The sequence below is a fragment of the Cupriavidus sp. FW305-3-2-15-C-LB2 genome (assembly GCF_058787575.1).
In genome coordinates this window covers 131,420-149,502 of record NZ_JBYSZW010000003.1, presented here as the reverse complement: position 1 = coordinate 149,502, position 18,083 = coordinate 131,420, and the positions used below count along the sequence as shown (strand labels likewise).

Here is an 18,083-nt window from a genome sequence, read left to right as displayed (position 1 = left end):
GTCCGGGCTTGAGGTCACACGCCCGCAGACTTCAGTTTTCGAACTGCCTGGGCCAGACGGCGCACCCCTTCGGCGAGCCGCTCAGGAGAATTGGCGGTGAAGTTCAGTCGAAGCGCGTTGCGGCTTTTCACCCAAGGATCAAATGCGCTACCCGGCCCTGCAAGGACACCGACTTCGGTGCCGACGGACACAAGGCGATCAGTGTCCATCGAAGGATCCCGCGCGGTGGCCCACACGAACATTCCACCAACAGGCACCTCCCACACAAACCATTCGGCAAGGTGTTCCGCCATGGCAGCGCAGAGTGCGTCGCGCCGCTCCCGATACAATTCGACCATCCGAGGGCTCAGCCGCTCCATCAGACCGCTGTCAATGGCGGCCAGGGCAATCCGCTGATTGAGGCCGCTCGAGCAGAGATCCGCACCTTGCTTTGCCGCGGACAGCATCTGGATCATCTGGGGGGCTGCGATGATCCAGCCAACACGAAGCCCCGGCGCCAACTCCTTCGAGACGCTGCCCAGATGGATGATGGGACCTTCGTACCCTCCCTTCCCCAAGCGCTCAGCCGAGAGTTCGATCATCCGAGGCAAAGGCACTCCCTCGTATTGGAGGGCGCAGTAGGGATCGTCCTCGACTAGCCACACTCCCGTCCGGTGGGCGGCATCGACCATCGCATTGCGGACCGAGACGCCAACCAACCTGCCTGTAGGGTTGGAGAAGTTCGGCACCGAGTAGACGAACTGCGCACCCTCGAAGGAGGACAGGGGGTCGAACGCGTCGTCTTCCAGCACAAGATTGCGATACCGAGGTGCCCGTGGCCTCCAGGCGTCCATAGCGCCGACATAGCTGGGGAACTGGGCAGCAATGACGTCCCCCTGCTCGATCAGCACCTTCCCAATGAGATCCAGACTCTGGGTGCCGCTGGCGGTAAGCAGGACGTTTTCACGCCGCAACCGCAGCACAGGCGAGCTGTAGCGCGTGGCAATCGCATCGCGCAGCTCCGGAAGACCATCGGTGGGAGCATACCCGAGGCAATCCTGCGGATGCTTCAAGATCACCTCCCGAGCGTAAGTGGCCAACTCCTCAGTCGGAAAAACTGTCGGCTCGGGCAATCCCCCGGCAAGATTGATCAAACCCGGAATACGCCCGGCGGCGACAAAGCGAGCCGTCAGGTCGTTCCTTGTCGCCAGCCACGCGGCGTAGCGGGGTCCCTTGACAGCGACCACGAGGGATTGGTGCGCCAGTTTAGTCATCCTGGAAGCCTTTCTCGGGCGCCATGGACGCTTCGACAGGGTCCGTGGCGAATACGAACTCACACTCACCCCAACCGTCGGGGGGCGGCCGGTGCCAACAACCATCCTGCCACCTCTTCAAGCGGGGTCTCTCTGTCTTCGAAAACGCATGATCCAAGCGGAACTGTCCGCGTCGAATACACATGGGTGACAGTACCGACAACAGTACCGCTGGCTAACACCATCCGTATTGCTCTGATTTGCGGAGCCGTTGCACCACCTTGGGAATATTTCGGGCGCCGGACAACCCATCCAAATCGCTCAGGCCACTTGATGTCAGCCTTGACAGGGCACACAAAATGGCCTGCCCGATTGTTTTGCGATACGGCATCACCATGGGCCGGGCGACGTTGCCTGTCAGATCAGATCTGAGAGTCCCGACCGACGAAATGACTGCCCGACAGGGATCCCGTACGATACTGTTTCTCAACGCCAAGATCGGGCGCCAATGCACGACAACGGCAAGGCCGAAGCGGCACATCTTTTGCATGTGACTGGCTGACCGTGAGCCTCCCTGCGTCCCAACAAACCGCCCTTGAGTCCGTAAATGACAGAGCAGCCAACGCACCGATGTATCAAAATGCCTTTACAGACTCCCGATGGATGGGCTCAACCGTGCGATGCCCGAGTAAACTAGGGGTGAAAAAAATGGAGACTTCCGCGATCCATGTGAGCGAGGTCCTTTCTCAGACCAGCGCTCGTCTTTGGCGCAAGGGAACGGCCGCGTGCGGCCTTGCCTTTGCGGAATGGGAGTGGCGGGACGCTGAAGGTTGGGCGAACTACGACCAGCCGGATCACCATACGCTGAGCGTGTATCTTGACGGTGGAGACAAGATCGTCCGTGCGGACAGGCAACTGCTTGGAGGAGGTCCCGACAAGTTTTGTTTGATGCCTGCGGGACATGCAAGCCGGTGGCACGTCGGGGGACCGATTCGAATGTTCCATCTCTACATCGATCCGGCTGTTCTCGCCTACCAGGCCCATGCAGCATTCGACATCACCCCGCGCCGGATCGATCTGCAGGATCTCACGTTCGTTGATGACCCGGCGCTCGCAATGATCGTGAGAGGAGCCGTCCTTCCCCTCGACTGGTCCGATCTCGCCGATCGAATGGCGCTCGAATCAGCCTGCCATTTGCTTCTTCATCGCCTGCTGCGCCACCACACCAACCGAGCAACAACAGAGGTCATAAAAGGCCGCTTGGCTCCCGCTGTCCAGAGAAACATTATCGAGTACATCGAAGCGAATCTGAGCTCTGCCCTCAAGCTCGAAGAGTTGGCTTGCCGAGCCAAGCTCAGCACCTTTCACTTTGCAAAGATGTTCCGTGCAAGCGTGGGATTGCCCCCCCACGCTTATGTCGCAAAGCGGCGTGTCGATCGGGCAAAGTCTCTTCTTCACGACGGCAAGTTGGAGCTCGCGCAAATCGCCCTGGCCTGTGGCTACGCTTCGCAGAGCCATTTCACGAGAGCCTTCAAAGGGGAAGCAGGCATGACCCCCGGTGCGTGGCGACGCGTCCAGGAGGTGAGACTCAGGGGCCTGGGGGATTGAATTCCGAGTTGGCGCCCGGGCGGGAGGAAGTCTATGGCGTCCGCGGGAATTCACCCGCCCCAACGCGCCGTCATCGAACAGCTCAAGGACGAGGTCTCCATTCGGATCAAATACGAGCCTATCCAGCCGATGGATCAATCCAAGGAGCCGACTTCTGCATTCGGCCTCCTTTGAGCGCGGCCAGCCCTTCGTCCAGCATCTTCTTGGCGTCGCCGAACAGCATTCGGTTGTTCTCCTTGTAGAACAGCGGGTTATCCACGCCGGCGTATCCCGAAGCCATGGAGCGTTTCATGACGATCGAGTGCTTGGCCTTCCAGACCTCCAGCACCGGCATGCCCGCGATCGGGCTGGTCGGATCGTCCTGCGCCGCCGGGTTCACGATGTCGTTGGCGCCGATGACCATCGCCACGTCGGTGTCCGGGAAGTCCTCGTTGATCTCGTCCATCTCCATCACGATGTCGTAGGGCACCTTGGCCTCGGCCAGCAGCACGTTCATGTGGCCCGGCATGCGGCCGGCCACCGGGTGGATGGCGAAGCGCACATCCACGCCCTTCTCGCGCAGCGCCTTGGTGATCTCGTTGACCGTGTGCTGGGCCTGCGCGACGGCCATGCCGTAGCCCGGCACGATGACCACGCTCTTTGCCTCGCGCAGCATCTCGGCGGTTTCGGCGGCGCTAATGGGCGTGACCTCGCCTTGTGGCGAGGCGGCTTCGCCCTTCTTGGCCGACTTGCCCGCGCCGGAGCCGAAGCCGCCGGCGATCACGCTGATGAAGTTGCGGTTCATCGCGTTGCACATGATGTAGCTCAGGCTCGCGCCCGACGAGCCCACCAGCGCGCCTGTGACGATCAGCAGGTCGTTGTTCAGCATGAAACCGGTGGCGGCCGCGGCCCAGCCCGAGTAGCTGTTGAGCATGGACACCACCACCGGCATGTCAGCGCCGCCGATGGCCATCACCATGTGCACACCGAATAGCAACGCGATCACGGTCATCACGACCAGGGCCGTCATGCCGGCGCCGCTTTCGTGGGTGCCCAGGAACTGCTTGCCGAACCAGATCACCACCAGCAGCGCAACGAGGTTGAGCCAGTGGCGCGCGGGCAGCAGCAGTGGCTTGCCGCCGATCTTGCCGTTGAGCTTGCCGAAGGCGATCAGCGAGCCCGAGAAGGTGACGGCGCCGATCAGGATGCCGACGTAGATCTCCACCTCATGGATGGCCTTCTCGGCGCCGCTGAACTGCACCGAGGTATCGACATAGCTGGCAAAACCCACCAGGCAGGCCGCCAGGCCCACCAGGCTGTGCATGAGCGCGACCAGTTCGGGCATCTGGGTCATCTTTACGATCTTCGCGGCGTAGAAGCCGATGCCGCCGCCGATGACCAGCGCGATGACGATCCAGGCAATGCCGCCCGAGCTCACACGCGGGCCGAACACCGTGGCCAGCACGGCCAGCGCCATGCCGACCATGCCCAGCAGGTTGCCGCGGCGCGAGGTTTCGGGGTTCGAGAGCCCGCCCAGGCTCAGGATGAAAAGTATGGCGGCGCCCAGGTAGGCCACCGTCGACAAGCTGTGGGACATGTTCCGTTCTCCTCGTCGTTCTGGTTATTTGCGAAACATGGCCAGCATGCGGCGCGTGACGGCAAAGCCGCCGAACATGTTGACGGCCGTGAGCACCAGCGCAGCAAAGGCCAGCCAGCGGATCAGCTCGTCCGGCCGCCCGCCGCCCACGCCGTCGGGCGGCGCGATCTGCACCAGCGCGCCGATGGCGATGATGCTGGAGATGGCGTTGGTCACGCTCATCAACGGCGTGTGCAGCGCGGGCGTGACGTTCCACACCACCATGTAGCCGATGAAGCAGGCCAGCGCGAACACCGTGAAGTGGCTCAGGAAGGCCGCGGGCGCATAGGCGCCGATACACCAGAACAGCACGGCCGCCACGCAGAAGATGAGGGTCAGCGCCTTGGCGGACATGGGCGCGCCGGCGCCATGGCCGTGGCCGTTCTTCTTCTCGGCGACGGGGACCGCCGCCGCCTTGGGCGCCGGCACGGGCGCAGCCTTGAGCGGCGGGGCCGGCCAGGTGATAGCGCCATCCTTGATGAGGGTCAGGCCGCGGATCGCGTCGTCCTCCATGTTGACCACGGCCACGCCGTCCTTGGCCTTGCACAGTTCCTCGGTCAGGCGCAGCAGGTTGGTGGCGTACAGCGTGGACGATTGCTTGGCCAAGCGCGACGCGAGGTCCGTGTAGCCGATGATGGTCACGCCATGGCGCACCACGGCCTCGCCGGGCACCGTGAGTTCGCAGTTGCCGCCCTGCTCGGCGGCCATATCCACGATCACGCTGCCGGGGTTCATGCTCTGCACCATCTCGGCGGTGATGAGCTTGGGTGCGGGCTTGCCGGGGATCAGCGCGGTGGTGATGATGATGTCCGCGTCCTGGGCCTGCTGGGCGTACATCTGGCGCTGCGCGGCCTGGAAGCCTTCGCTCATGACCTTGGCGTAGCCGCCGCCGCCGGAGCCGTCTTCCTCGTAGTCCACCTTGACGAACTCGCCGCCCAGCGACTTGACCTGGTCGGCCACCTCGGCACGCGTGTCGTTGGCCCGCACGATGGCGCCCAGATTGGCCGCCGTGCCGATGGCGGCGAGGCCCGCCACGCCGGCACCGGCGATGAACACCTTGGCAGGCGGTACTTTGCCCGCCGCCGTGATCTGGCCATTGAAGTAGCGGCCGAAGGCATGGGCCGCCTCGATGACGGCGCGGTAACCGGAGACGCCAGCCGTAGAGGTCAGCGCATCCATCTTCTGGGCGCGCGAAAGTGTGCGCGGCAGGCAGTCGATGGCGAGGACCGTGGCCTTCCTGGCGGCGAGCTGCTGCATCAGCTCGGGGTTCTGCGCCGGCCAGATGAAGTCGATCAGTGTGCCGCCTTGGCGCATCAGGCCCACTTCCTCGGGGCAGGGCGGGCGCACCTTGAAGACAATGTCCGAGGCGGCCCACAGCGCCGCGGCATCCGGCAGCACTTCGGCCCCGGCGGCGCGATAGGCTTCGTCGCTGAAGTTGGCGGCCTCGCCCGCGCCCGATTCGATGGCGACCGAAAAGCCCAGCTTGATGAGTTTTTCCACCACGTCGGGCACGGTGGCTACACGTTTTTCGCCGGGGAAAGTTTCGCGGGGGACGCCGATGCGCTGGGTGTCACTGCGCTGCGCTGCCAAGCTTGGGTCTGTCTGCATGAAAGATCCTCTCCTGATATTTGGTAATCCTTCTGGTATGGCCCTATGCCCGTTGGGCTGGGGATCCGAGCGAAACCTCGCCGAGTGACCGCTTGCAACGGCAAGCGGCCCCAAAGAAGCCAGGAGCCGACTGAGATATGGCGCCGCACCAGCCCTCGAAGGAACGTTTGAAGACACTACCCCGTAATACCTTCTCTTTCATGAAGATCCGCCGACCCAAATCGCCACGGTGCACGGACGAGTATTCGGAACTAACACCTACAGCAGCGTGAAAAATAGGCAGCGTGGTTTTCGCATACGACCTTCCTCGCCGGAAGCCTTGCCAAGGCTTCCCGTAGAGTCAGGCCACTCGACCACGCGATCACAACGCTCGCGCATTTACAGCACAAAACACTAACTGTGTTCGCGCAATGGCATTGCAAGTCGTCGCCTCTTCAAAACGCCGCTTCAGGGAACGCCAGCGTGGCGCCAGCGCCAGAAACGATGGTATGACGCAGCCCCGCCGACTTGGAAAGAACGTGGTCAACGTAGAAGCGGCAACTCAGTATCTTGCTGCTCAAAAATTCCGAACCTGGATCCGATTCAAGGAGCCGGTTCGCAGCCAATGCGGCGCGACCCATCTGCCACCCACCCGCCACGATACCCAAGAGCTCCAGGAACGGCCCAGATCCCGCCAGAGCAGGCTTGGGGCCGCCTGCCCACGACTTCACGAGCGATTCGACTGCCGCCTCGAGATCGCCGATGCCCTTGTTCAGCTGAGCCCCGATAGCGCGCAGTTCGGCATGCGCGTGGGATGCCAGGTCGGCCTGCACCTGCCGCATGCGCACGATCACCGCGCCGATCGCGTGTCCGCCATCGCGACCGATCTTGCGTCCAACCAGATCCATCGCCTGGATGCCCGTGGTACCTTCATAGATCGTCGTGATGCGAGCGTCGCGCAGATACTGGGCCGCCCCGGTTTCCTCAATAAAGCCCACGCCGCCGTGAACCTGGATGCCCATGGAGGCAACATCCAGCCCGGTTTCCGTGAACCATCCCTTGGCGATAGGCATCATCAGTTCGACGAAAGCCTGGTGGGCATCCCGGACTTCCGCATCCGGATTGAGCGCCGCCTGGTCCATGCTTCCCGCCATCACCGCCGCCAGCGCGCGCATGGCCTCGATCCGGGATTTCATGCTCAACAGCATGCGGCGCACATCAGGGTGGCGGATGATCGGAACCTTGGCGCCAGTCTCGCCGCCCTGCTCCACACCTTGAACCCGCTCCCGTGCATAATCCCTGGCTTTCTGGTACGCGCGTTCGGCCAAGCCGATGCCCTCCAGACCCACGGCGAAACGCGCCGAGTTCATCATGATGAACATGTATTCCAGCCCGCGGTTCTCCTCGCCGACCAGATGGGCCACCGCTCCCGCCCCATCGCCAAAGGCCATGACGCAAGTGGGCGTGGCGTGCAGGCCAAGCTTGCGCTCGATCGACACCGCCCGGACGTCGTTGTGCTCGCCCAGCGAACCATCGTCGTTGACCAGGACCTTGGGCACCGCGAACAGCGAGATCCCCTTGGTTCCGGCCGGGGCGCCTTCGACCCTGGCAAGCACCAGATGCACCACGTTAGGGACGAGATCATGGTCCCCATAGGTGATGAAGATCTTGGTGCCGTGCAGCCGATAAGCGCCATCGGCTGCGCGGGTAGCGCGGGTACGCACAGCGGACAGGTCGGAGCCTGCCTGGGGCTCGGTTAGCACCATCGTGCCGGTCCATTCGCCGCTGATCATGCGCGGCAAGTACCGCTGCTGCAGTTCGGGCGAGCCCGCGTGCCGCAATACGTTCACCGCCCCCCGTGACAGCAGGCTCAGCAGGCCGAACGCCACGCTCCCGCTGTTCCACATTTCTTCGACCGCAGCGGCCAGCACACCGGGAAGGTTCTGTCCGCCCAGTTCTTCGGGGGCGGCCAGTGCCGGCCAGCCAGCTTCGACAAAGCGCGCATAGGCCTGCGCCCATCCGGCAGGCATGCGCGGGAGGCCGTCTTCCAGGCGAACACCTTCGACGTCGCCCGAATGATTCAGAGGCGCGATGACCTCGGAGGCAAAAACCCCAGCCTCTTCCAGCACGGCTCGAGCGACATCTGGAGTGGCCTCGCCATAGCCGGGCAGCGCCGCAATTTCGTGCAGGTCCGCCAGTTCATTCAGCACGAACTGCATGTCCTGCATGGGTGGTGTGTAGTGACTCATAGGGCCTCCTATGGCGAAGCGTTTGCGTCCATCAATGCAAACAGGTGGAAAAATTTCTTGTTCGTCTCCCCAACTGGGTTGGGTGCCTGGTTCCGGCAGAGCCAGCGCCTGAGACATTGGCAGGGACTGGCTGCGACAACATGCCGGTCACTCGCCGGTGAAGTTCGGAGCCCGCTTTTCTGTAAATGCCTGCAAGCCTTCGCGATAGTCGGCACTCCATCCCATTTCGCGAATGAAGCTGGCCTCCATGAACAGTTGCTGCTCCAAGGTATGGCCGGTGGCCGCATGCATCAGTTGCCGAGTGCGTACCAGCGCCTTCGTCGGCATCCGGGCGATCCGTGCTGCCAGAGCGTCGATGGCGCTTGCGAATTCCGAGTCGTCGACCACCTGCCAGATGAGTCCCCATTCGGCCGCCTTGGTGGCCGGCAGCTTCTCGGCGAGCATTGCCAGACCGAGCGCACGCACAGTGCCAACGGATCGCGTGAGGAACCACGTACTCCCGGTATCCGGCGTCAGCCCGATCCTGGAGAAGGCCTGCAGGAAATACGCGGATTGCGCTGCGACCACCAGATCGCAGGCCAGGGCAATGGAGGCACCGCCTCCGGCAGCCAACCCTTGAACCGCCGCGACCGTGGGGACATGCAGGTTCTGCAAGCGCATCACCAGCGGCTTGAAATACCGCTCCACGAGATTGCCGATGTCCGGCAACTTGCCATCGACGGCCTGCATGGCGGGATCGGCGAGATCCTGTCCCGCGCAGAAGGCGCGCCCCGCCCCGCCGAGCACCAGAACCCGCAACTGGCGATCGGCTTCAATGCGGGACATGGCCTCATGGATCTCAACCATGGTCGCCGCGTCGAGGCTGTTGAGTTTTTCCGGCCGGTTCAGGACGATGCGAGCCACACCGCTTTCGACCGTGAACAGAATGTTCTTGAATGTCATGGTCCTTCTCCTTCGGGAAGTGATCGAACTTAGTTCTGCTTACGCACGACGATTCCCACGCCGATTGCAGTGGCCACCGTACCGGCGACCGTCAGGCCCGTGATCGGCTCACCAAAAAGCATCCACGCCATCACCGCTGTGGTCGGAGGCACGAGGTAGAAAAGACTGGTGACGGAGGTTGCGGCGCCACGCTGGATCAGCAGGTACAGCAGAGAACTGCCCCCCAACGTCAGCCCCAGCACCGACCAGGCCATGGCCCCTGCCAATTCGGAATTCAGTCCTCCTGCGGCATCGACCCACTGCATCGGCTCCGTTTCCAGCAACGCCAGGGGCGTGGTGACCGCAAACGCCGCCAGCAGTTGGATGAAGCTGGCAGTGCGGACATCGCAGGGCGTCACGAACCGCTTTTGGTAAAGCGTTCCCGCCGTGATGCCCAGCAGGGCCAGCAGCGCACCACCCAAGCTGGCAGGGCCGACCTCTCCGAAGCCCAGCTTCGCCCACACCACCAGCAGCAAGCCCAGCAGTCCGAGAAAAAGGCCAACCCATTGCGCCCCTGTCACTCGGCCGCCTCGGCGGGAGAGCCAGATCGCTGTCAGAACCGGCTGCAACCCGACGAGCAGTGCAGTCAGACCCGCGCCCATCCCCAGCTTCACCGCGCTCCAGACGCCGCCAAGGTAGATGGCGTGCATCAGCATCCCGGTGACGCTCAGGTGCAGCCAACCCCGCGCGCCCTGCGGCCAGGTCGCCCGCGCGGCAAGCGCCCAGACGCCAAAGCAGCCGACCGACAAGGCATAGCGCGCCGCCAGGAATTTCATCGGCGGTGCATGCGGCATGCCGTATCGGGCAACCACAAAGCCCGTGGCCCAGATGACCACAAACACAAAGGGCATCGAGCGCACCAGCATCGGACTCGCCGCCGCATGCACCGGCTCCGGGAGATGAAGGTCGCTGGAAATAAGGGACTCCTGGTCTGAAGGCGACGCGCTCAATGTCCGGCGAACTGAGGCTTGCGCTTGCCCAGGAAGGCGGTGACGCCTTCATCGGCATCCCAGGTCTGGGTCGCCGCCGAGAAGCACTCTGCCTCCTCCTGCAGCCCATCCTCCAGGCGCATGGACTGCGAATGCCGGATGGCCTCGAGTGCATGGCCCAGCGATGCCGGAAACGGCTCTCCGAGGCTTTTCAGGTAAGCGGCTCCCGCATCGACCGGGTCTTCGGCTTCGACGATGCGATGGATGAGACCGATGCGTTCAGCTTCCTGGGCATCGATCGCACGGCCGCTGGCAATCAGCTCGACGGCTCGCCCAACGCCAACCAAGCGGGGCAGACGCTGCGTGCCTCCGTAGCCGGGAATCAGGCCCAGCTTGATTTCGGGGAGCCCGAGGCGCGACGTGGGCGTCGCGATGCGAAAGGTGCAGGCCATCGCCAGTTCGAGCCCGCCCCCGAACGCCACCCCGGTAATAACGGCGACCGAGGGGATGCGCAGCCTGTCCAGCTTGGCAAACACCAACTGACCACGCCGTGCGGTTTTGCGCTGCTGGTCGGCATTCTTGCCCTGCAGTTCGCCCACGTCGGCGCCGGCGCAAAAGGCCTTGCCACCGCCTGCGCCAACGATGAGCAGCGCCCGAGCCTTCGACACAGCAACCTCGTCAAGGCGCTCCGCGATCTCGCCCACCATTTCGGCGTTCAAGGCATTCAATGCCTTCGGACGGTTCAGCGTCAGTACCGCGACATCCTCACGGTAGGTCAGTTCGGCACTCATGCCTGGCTGCCTTCGTCAGGCTGGGGACGGAAGCGGGGCTTGCGCTTTTCCATGAAGGCCTTGACGCCCTCGTGCGACTCCTCGGTGCCGTAGTACAGCGCCAGCGCCTGCATGCCCAGGCCGCCGATACCGCGGATCGAATCCGAGTCGGCATTGAAGGAGCGCTTGGCGATGGCGATAGCCGTGGGGCTCAGCGCCAGGATTTCATCGCACCACTTCTGCACTTCGGCATCGAGCTGGTCGGCGGGCACCACGGCATTGACCAGGCCCATGGCCAGCGCATCCTGCGCCTTGTAGCGACGGCACAGGTACCAGATCTCACGGGCCTTCTTCTCACCGACCACGCGGGCCAGGAACGCCGTGCCGAAGCCGGGATCCACCGAGCCGACCTTGGGGCCGACCTGGCCGAACTGCGCCGTCTCGGAAGCAATCGCCAGATCACAGCAGGTCACCAGCACGTTGCCGCCGCCGATCGCATAGCCGTTGACGCGGGCGATCACGGGCTTTGGCACCTCGCGGATCAAGCCCTGCAGCTCCTCGACCGGCAGGCCGACCAGACCACGGCCGTCGTAACCACCGTCATGCGCGGACTGGTCGCCGCCGGTGCAGAACGCCTTGTCGCCCACGCCGGTCAGCACGATGACGCCAACAGCCTTGTTCCAGCCGGCGCGGTGCAGCGCGTCGATCAGCTCATCGCAGGTCTTGCCACGGAAGGCGTTGTACTTCTCGGGGCGGTTGATCGTGATGCGGGCAACGCCGCCCTTTTCTTCGTAGAGAATGTCGGTGTAGTCGCTCATGTTCGTCTCCTGATGGGGTTAGCCGTGCATGGTCAGGCCACCGGACACCGACATGACCTGGCCGGTGATGAAGTTGGCATCGTCACTCGAGAGGAACGCCACGGCGCCGGGAATGTCCTCGGGCTGGCCGAGGCGTTTGAGGGGGATGGCACGCTTCAGGCCGTCGTAGATCTTCTGGCCGAACTCACCGCCACCCGTGAAGGACTGCAGCAGCGCGGTGTCGGTCGGACCGGGACACACCACGTTGACGCGCACGTTGTTGCGCGCGGTCTCGCGTGCCAGCGTCTTGCTGAAGGCGATGATGCCGCCCTTGCAAGCAGCGTAGACCGATTCTCCCGACGAGCCGACGCGGCCCGCATCGGAGGCGATGTTGACGATCTTGCCGCCACCAGCCTCCACCATGAGAGGAACCACGGCGTGCTGCAGGCTCAGCGGCCCCTTGAGGTTGATCGCGATCAGCTTGTCCCACAGATCGGGAGTGGTCTCGACGAACTGCATGGCCACGTCCCAGCCAGCGTTGTTGACCAGGATGTCGATCTGCTTGAGGTCGGCATGGATCCTCTGCACGGCCTTGGCAACCGCATCGTGATCCGTGATGTCCAGCTGAACCGTGGCCAGTTGACCCGCGTACTGCTGGAACTGGCCCTTGAGTTCATCGAGGCCGGCCTGGTTCAGATCCAGGGCGGCAACGCGCGCGCCCTCTTCCAGGAAGCGTTGCACCAGGCTGCGCCCGATGCCGCCGGCTGCGCCAGTGATGATGGCGACTTTGTCTTTGAGTCCACGCATAGGAATGCTCTCCTGTAGTAAAACGAGTCAGTAGTTGCGGTTGGCGATGACCTGAGCGACATGGTCGCGCAGCTTGAATTTCTGGAGCTTGCCGGTCGCGGTGCGCACGATCGGCTCGAAGATCACGTGCTTGGGTGTCTTGAAGCCCGGAAGCCTGGAGCGGCAGAACTGGATGACCTCCTCCTGCGTCAGCGTGCCTACGTACTGCGGATGCAGTTCCAGCACAGCACAGGGCACTTCACCCCACTTCGCATCAGGCACAGCGACCACTGCGACCTGGAACACCGCCGGATGCGTGAACAGCACTTCTTCGACCTCGATGGACGAGACGTTCTCGCCACCGGAGATGATGATGTCCTTGGAGCGGTCCTTGATCTCGATGTAGCCGTCCTCGTGCACCACGGCCAGGTCACCGCTGTGCATCCAGCCGCCCTGGAAGGCCTCGCGTGTGGCCTCGGGATTCTTGAGGTAGCCCTTCATGCCCAGGTTCCCGCGGAACAACACCTCGCCAATCGTCTTGCCGTCCCGCGACACCGGCTGGAGGGTATGGGGATTGGCCACGATCATGTCTCCCGCCACGGCCGTGCGCACGCCCTGGCGGCCCATGTGGCGCGACCTCTCCTCCGGCGCCATGGCGGCCCAGGAATCCTGGGTCACGCACACCGTGTTGACGCCGTGCTGTTCGGTCATGCCATATACATGCAGCACCTCGAAACCCAGCGCCTCGGTTTGCGCGATCACTGACACCGGCGGCGAGGCACCGGCGCAAGCAACCAGAATGGGTGAGCTTGGATTGCTCCAGTTCTGCGGCTTGCCAGCCACCAGCGAACTCAGCACCGCCGGCGCACCACAGAAATGCGTCACGCCATGTCGGCCGATGGCTTCGTAGATGTCTTCGGCGACAACCTTGCGCAAGCACACGTTCGTGCCGCCCACGGCTGCCATGGCCCAGGCATAGCACCAGCCGTTGCAATGGAACAAGGGCAAGGTCCACAGATAGACCGGCGTTCCGATGTTCAGCCGCGCATAGATGGCGGTGCCCAGGGCATTGAGATAGGCCGCGCGGTGGTGGTAGACCACCCCCTTCGGATTGCCCGTGGTTCCCGAGGTGTAGTTCAACGCGACGGCATCCCACTCGTCCTCGGGGTACCGCAGCTGCGCATCAGCCGGCGCATTAGCCAAGAAGCTCTCGTAGTCGATCACGCCGACCGGCTCGGCATCGGGGACGTCGCTGCCACGGATGTCCACGACATCCATCTGCATGCCGGAAAGCTTCACCGCCGCACGCGCCACATCTGCAAACTGCTGATCCACCAACAGCAAACGGGTCTCCGAGTGCTGCAGGATGAAGGCGATCGCTGCCGCATCCAGGCGGATATTGATGGAGTTGACGACCGCGCCCGCCATCGGCACGCCAAATTGCGCCTCCAGCATCTCCGGGATATTGGCCGCGAGGATGGCGACCGTGTCGCCGCGCTCAATGCCCGCACCGATCAGGGCACGCGCCAGGCTGCGGCAGCGCTCGGCATACGCGGCCCAGGTATAGCGCCGCTCGCCGTGGATGACGGCGATGCGGTCTGGATAGACATCCGCCGCACGGTCGAGAAACCCCAGCGGGGTCAGCGGCCGGTAGTTGCCGGGATTCTTATCGAGGTCTTGCTTGAACTTGTTCGTCATGCTTTTCTCCGGGTGGGACTGGTGAAGATCAGAACGAAACCGCCAAGCGCGTTGCCTGGTCGATGGCGCGCAATGCGTCCAACTCAGCCGCGACATCCGCTCCGCCGATCACGTGGGCCTTGACACCCCGCTTGGCCAAGCCATCGAACAGCGCCCGGTTCGACAGCTGTCCCGCGCAGAGAATGACGGTGTCCGCGTCCAAGACGCGAGCCTCGCCATTCACGCTGTAGTGCAGGCCCTGATCGTCGACCGCCCGGTAGCTCGCACCGGCAGTCATGGCCACATCGGCCTTGCGCAGCTTGGCCTTGAGAATCCAGCCCGTGGACTTGCCCAGGTTCTTGCCCAGTGATTCGGGCTTGCGCTGGAACATGTGGATGACGCGCTCAGTCGCGTGCTGCGCAGGCGCCTTGAGGCCTCCCGCGCTGCGGATACCCGTATCCACCCCCCAGGCATCCATGAACACCTGTGGCTTGAGCGACTCCTCGGCATTGCCGACCAGGTACTCGGCCACGTCAAAGCCAATGCCGCCCGCGCCGATGATGGCTACCTTGTTGCCCACCGGCGCGCCGTTGGCCAGCACATCCAGGTAGCTGACCACCTTCGAGTGATCGAGCCCGCGGATATCGGGCTCCCTCGGCACCACGCCGGTCGCAATCACCACCTCGTCGAACTCTCCCGAGCGCACACGCCCGGCCAGATCTCCGGCCTCGACACGCGTTTGCAGATGCACGGCCACCTGCAAGCGTTCCAGCGTGACCCGGAAGTACCGCAACATCTCGTTGAACTCGTTCTTGCCGGGCACCTTGCGGGCCATGTTCAGTTGGCCGCCCAACTGGTCGCCCGCCTCGAACAGCGTGACCCGATGTCCGCGCTGGGCGGCGTTGATCGCGAACGCCATGCCCGCGGGCCCACCGCCGACAACGGCGAAATGCTTGGGAGTGGCGGTCTTGCTGTTGTCGAACTCGATCTCGCGCCCCGCTCTGGGGTTGACCAGGCAAGTCGCCACGCGGTCAGTGAAGATGCGATCCAGACAGGCCTGGTTGCAGGCAATGCAGGTGTTGATTTCGTCGGCACGGTCTTCGCGCGTCTTGCGGGCGAACTCAGGGTCGGCCAGCAACGGGCGGGCCATCGAAACCAGATCCGCCGCGCCGGAGGCAATGATCTCCTCGGCCACATCGGGCGCGTTGATGCGGTTGGACGCCATGACCGGAATGCCAACCGCGCGCTTGACGTTGCGGATCGCGTCGATCCAGGCAGCACGCGGCACCGGGGCCGCCATCGTCGGCACGGACGACTCATGCCAGCCAATGCCGGTGTTGATCATGTCCGCGCCCGCAGCCTCGACACGGCGGGCAAATTCGGCAACTTCCTCGCCGGTCATGCCCCCGTCCATCAGGTCGATGGACGAGATGCGATAGATGACCATGAACTGCGGGGAGACCCGCGCCCGCACGGCCTTGACGATTTCGAGCGGGAAGCGGATCCGACGCTCGAAGTCCCCGCCGAACTCGTCGTCGCGCTGGTTGGTCAACGCTGCCGTGAACTCATTGATCAGGTAGCCCTCGGAACCCATGATCTCGATGCCTGCATATCCGGCCTGCTCCGCCAGCGCCGATGTGTGAGCAAAGCTCTCGACGGTTGTCCAGACCTCCGCGGTCGTCAGCGGACGCGGTGGATGAACGTTGATCCGCGCCTTGCCGGCCGAAGGTGCGACGCAGGTGGGCACCTTGGCATAGCGGCCCGCGTGAAGAATCTGCAGGACGATGTGGCCACCGGCCTCGTTCACCGCCGATGTGATGACGCGGTGCTCGTCCAGCTGCTCGGGCTTGTCCAGCACCAAACCGCCTTCGTCCATCACCCCTTCGGGCACGGGAGAGTAGCCACCGGTGAGGATGAGGCCGATCTCACCCGCGGCGCGGGCTGCGTAGAAGGCAGCCAGTCTTTCGTGGGGACGATCCAGCGTTTCCAGGCGCGTATGCATCGCGCCCATCACCATGCGGTTCGGCAGATCTACCCCAGCGACGCGCAGGGGGCTGAGGAGGTGTGGATAAGCGGGCATGCTTGTCTCTCGTGGTGGGCCTAGGGTGGTCTCAATGATCTCGGGTTCGCCCATTTACGTCAAGATCATGATGTATATTATTTCAATGATCTGGGGTTTATACCTACTTTTGCGGTCATTAGTCATCACAAAAGATCAATATCACTACACAAATAGGTGTGCGAGTGAGATCTCCAGCGGCAGCGCCGGCGCTGCGCGGCATCCGGGACATGCGGGGTTCGCAAGGGATCCCTTGCCCCCCCGGCTGTGCCGTTCGGGATCCGGCTCAGGGCAAGGCGGGACTCGAAGCGCAATAGCGCAGCCAACGGCTGGGCCGCCAAGGCCCAGCCGTTGGCGCACTCACACGGCGGTACCCGTTTTGAGGGTCAGTTCTGACGCCGATCGGCCATGGTTGATGCATGCGAGCGCAGCGGCTCCCAGGACGCCTGCGGCACCAATGACCAGGAAGTTCTGCTCAAGCGGAAGTTGCAGCGACACGATCAGCCCGATCAGCAAGGGAGCCGCGATCGCGCCAAGGCGCCCGATGCCCGACGCCATGCCGATCCCGGTCGAGCGGATGTCCGACGGGTAGTACTGGCCGCTGTAGGCATAGACGACGATTTGCGCGCCCGTGGAGCAGGCACCGACGGCAGCGATGATGAAATAGAGCACCTCGGTCGAGGTCTTGAGCGTCATCATGTACAGGAAAACGCCCCCAAGCGCGTACATGCAGACGACCACCCACTTGATGTGGAACCGGTCCGCGAGCCAGCCGCCGCCGATCGAGCCAATCACCGCCCCCACATTGAGTGCGATGACGAAACTCAACGCGGAACCCAGGCTGTAGCCCGACATGGCCATCAGCTTCGTCAGCCAGGTACTGAGCGCGTAGATCATGAACAAGCCGGTGAAGAAGGCCACCCAGAACATCACCGTGCTCAGCCCCCGGCCATCCTGAAACAGCTGCGCCACCGTCACGCCCGATTCCGAATGAGCCGCCTGAGGCGGGCGGAACGTGTCGTTCGTGCCGACCTTGAACGCCGGGTCGATGGACTGGACAAGCTGACGCAGCTGCCCGCTGTCGCGCCGGGACACCAGAAACGACAGCGATTCCGGCATCGACTTCAGGATGAAGGGAATCAACAGCACCGGAGCGCCGGCAGCGAAAAAGACAATCTGCCAGCCGAACTGCGCGATGAACTGCTTGCCCAGCACTGCGGCCAGGATTCCGCCGATGGCGTAGCCGGAGAACATGACGGTCGTCAGGAAGCTGCGGATCCGCTTCGGGGCGTACTCCGTCATCTGTGCGGTGATGTTCGGCATCACACCGCCAATGCCCAGCCCGGCGATGAAGCGCGCAATGCTGAACGTGACAGGGTCCTTGGTCAAGCCCGCTGCCGCAGTGAACACGCTGAAGAGAAAGACGCACAGCGAGATCGTCCAGCGACGCCCGATCTTGTCGGCCAATGCGCCCAGGAAGATGGCGCCGAACATCATCCCAAACAGCGCCGAGCTGGCCATAAATCCGGCGGTCGCAGCCTGCACGCCCATCTCTTTCATGATGGCTGGAAGCGCCGCTCCAGCGACCGCCAAGTCGTAGCCGTCAAGGATGATGACCAGAAAGCACCAGGCCAGCACCTTGGCGTGGAAGCGGTTGAACTTGGCCTTGTCGGCTAGTTCGTGAACGTTGATCTCTCGCATCGGTCTCGTCTCCTTCATTTCGGTATGAATGCATCGGAACCACGGCCAGGGACCCACTGCGCAGGCACTCTCATGCGAGACACAAGCGGCCT

Annotated in this window: 13 protein-coding genes; 1 reads left to right on the top strand and 12 read right to left on the bottom strand. The window is 63.5% G+C overall.

The genetic code is table 11. The annotated features are described in order from the left end of the window. Positions 1-14 precede the first annotated feature (14 nt). Complete coding sequence (locus tag AC3WRR_RS04275; protein ID WP_058697524.1) at positions 15-1,253, bottom strand: aminotransferase-like domain-containing protein; 1,239 nt, start codon at positions 1,251-1,253, stop codon at positions 15-17. Between the two features lie 687 nt (positions 1,254-1,940). On the opposite strand from AC3WRR_RS04275, the gene AC3WRR_RS04270 reads away from it, so the two are divergent. After that, the gene (locus AC3WRR_RS04270) at positions 1,941-2,840 is read left to right on the top strand and encodes a helix-turn-helix domain-containing protein (protein WP_058697523.1); all 900 of its coding nucleotides are present in this window, start codon (positions 1,941-1,943) and stop codon (positions 2,838-2,840) included. A 118-nt stretch (positions 2,841-2,958) separates the two neighbouring features. On the opposite strand, the gene pntB is transcribed toward AC3WRR_RS04270, so the two are convergent. From pntB to AC3WRR_RS04215, 11 genes are all read right to left on the bottom strand, one after another. Further along, positions 2,959-4,416: a Re/Si-specific NAD(P)(+) transhydrogenase subunit beta gene (gene pntB, locus AC3WRR_RS04265; protein ID WP_058697522.1), complete on the bottom strand. Its 1,458-nt coding sequence runs from the start codon at positions 4,414-4,416 to the stop codon at positions 2,959-2,961. A 24-nt stretch (positions 4,417-4,440) separates the two neighbouring features. Continuing rightward, a complete protein-coding gene (locus AC3WRR_RS04260) occupies positions 4,441-6,063 on the bottom strand; it encodes a Re/Si-specific NAD(P)(+) transhydrogenase subunit alpha (protein WP_058697521.1) in 1,623 nt (540 codons plus the stop codon). 434 nt (positions 6,064-6,497) lie between these two features. Continuing rightward, positions 6,498-8,291, bottom strand: coding sequence for an acyl-CoA dehydrogenase (locus AC3WRR_RS04255; RefSeq protein WP_058697520.1), 1,794 nt, complete (start codon positions 8,289-8,291; stop codon positions 6,498-6,500). Positions 8,292-8,438: 147 nt separating this feature from the next. Beyond that, the gene (locus tag AC3WRR_RS04250) at positions 8,439-9,233 is read right to left on the bottom strand and encodes an enoyl-CoA hydratase-related protein (RefSeq protein ID WP_058697519.1); all 795 of its coding nucleotides are present in this window, start codon (positions 9,231-9,233) and stop codon (positions 8,439-8,441) included. 29 nt (positions 9,234-9,262) lie between these two features. Beyond that, entirely contained in the window at positions 9,263-10,138 is an 876-nt protein-coding gene (locus AC3WRR_RS04245; RefSeq protein ID WP_058697518.1) for a DMT family transporter, read from the bottom strand. An 80-nt stretch (positions 10,139-10,218) separates the two neighbouring features. Continuing rightward, entirely contained in the window at positions 10,219-10,992 is a 774-nt protein-coding gene (locus tag AC3WRR_RS04240) for an enoyl-CoA hydratase/isomerase family protein (protein WP_058697517.1), read from the bottom strand. Then, positions 10,989-11,789, bottom strand: a complete 801-nt coding sequence (gene badI / locus AC3WRR_RS04235; RefSeq protein ID WP_058697516.1) for a 2-ketocyclohexanecarboxyl-CoA hydrolase — start codon at positions 11,787-11,789, stop codon at positions 10,989-10,991. Before badI ends, AC3WRR_RS04240 begins: the two co-directional genes overlap by 4 nt. Before the next feature lie 18 nt (positions 11,790-11,807). Then, positions 11,808-12,575 carry a glucose 1-dehydrogenase gene (locus AC3WRR_RS04230; protein WP_058697515.1) on the bottom strand — a complete coding sequence of 256 codons (768 nt, stop codon included), beginning with the start codon at positions 12,573-12,575 and terminating at the stop codon, positions 11,808-11,810. Between the two features lie 27 nt (positions 12,576-12,602). Further along, positions 12,603-14,252 carry an AMP-binding protein gene (locus tag AC3WRR_RS04225; RefSeq protein ID WP_058697514.1) on the bottom strand — a complete coding sequence of 550 codons (1,650 nt, stop codon included), beginning with the start codon at positions 14,250-14,252 and terminating at the stop codon, positions 12,603-12,605. A 28-nt stretch (positions 14,253-14,280) separates the two neighbouring features. Continuing rightward, positions 14,281-16,311 (bottom strand): NADPH-dependent 2,4-dienoyl-CoA reductase, encoded by a 2,031-nt coding sequence (locus AC3WRR_RS04220; RefSeq protein ID WP_058697513.1) that lies wholly within the window; start codon positions 16,309-16,311, stop codon positions 14,281-14,283. 339 nt (positions 16,312-16,650) lie between these two features. Then, complete coding sequence (locus AC3WRR_RS04215; RefSeq protein WP_058697512.1) at positions 16,651-17,991, bottom strand: MFS transporter; 1,341 nt, start codon at positions 17,989-17,991, stop codon at positions 16,651-16,653. Positions 17,992-18,083: the final 92 nt, after the last annotated feature.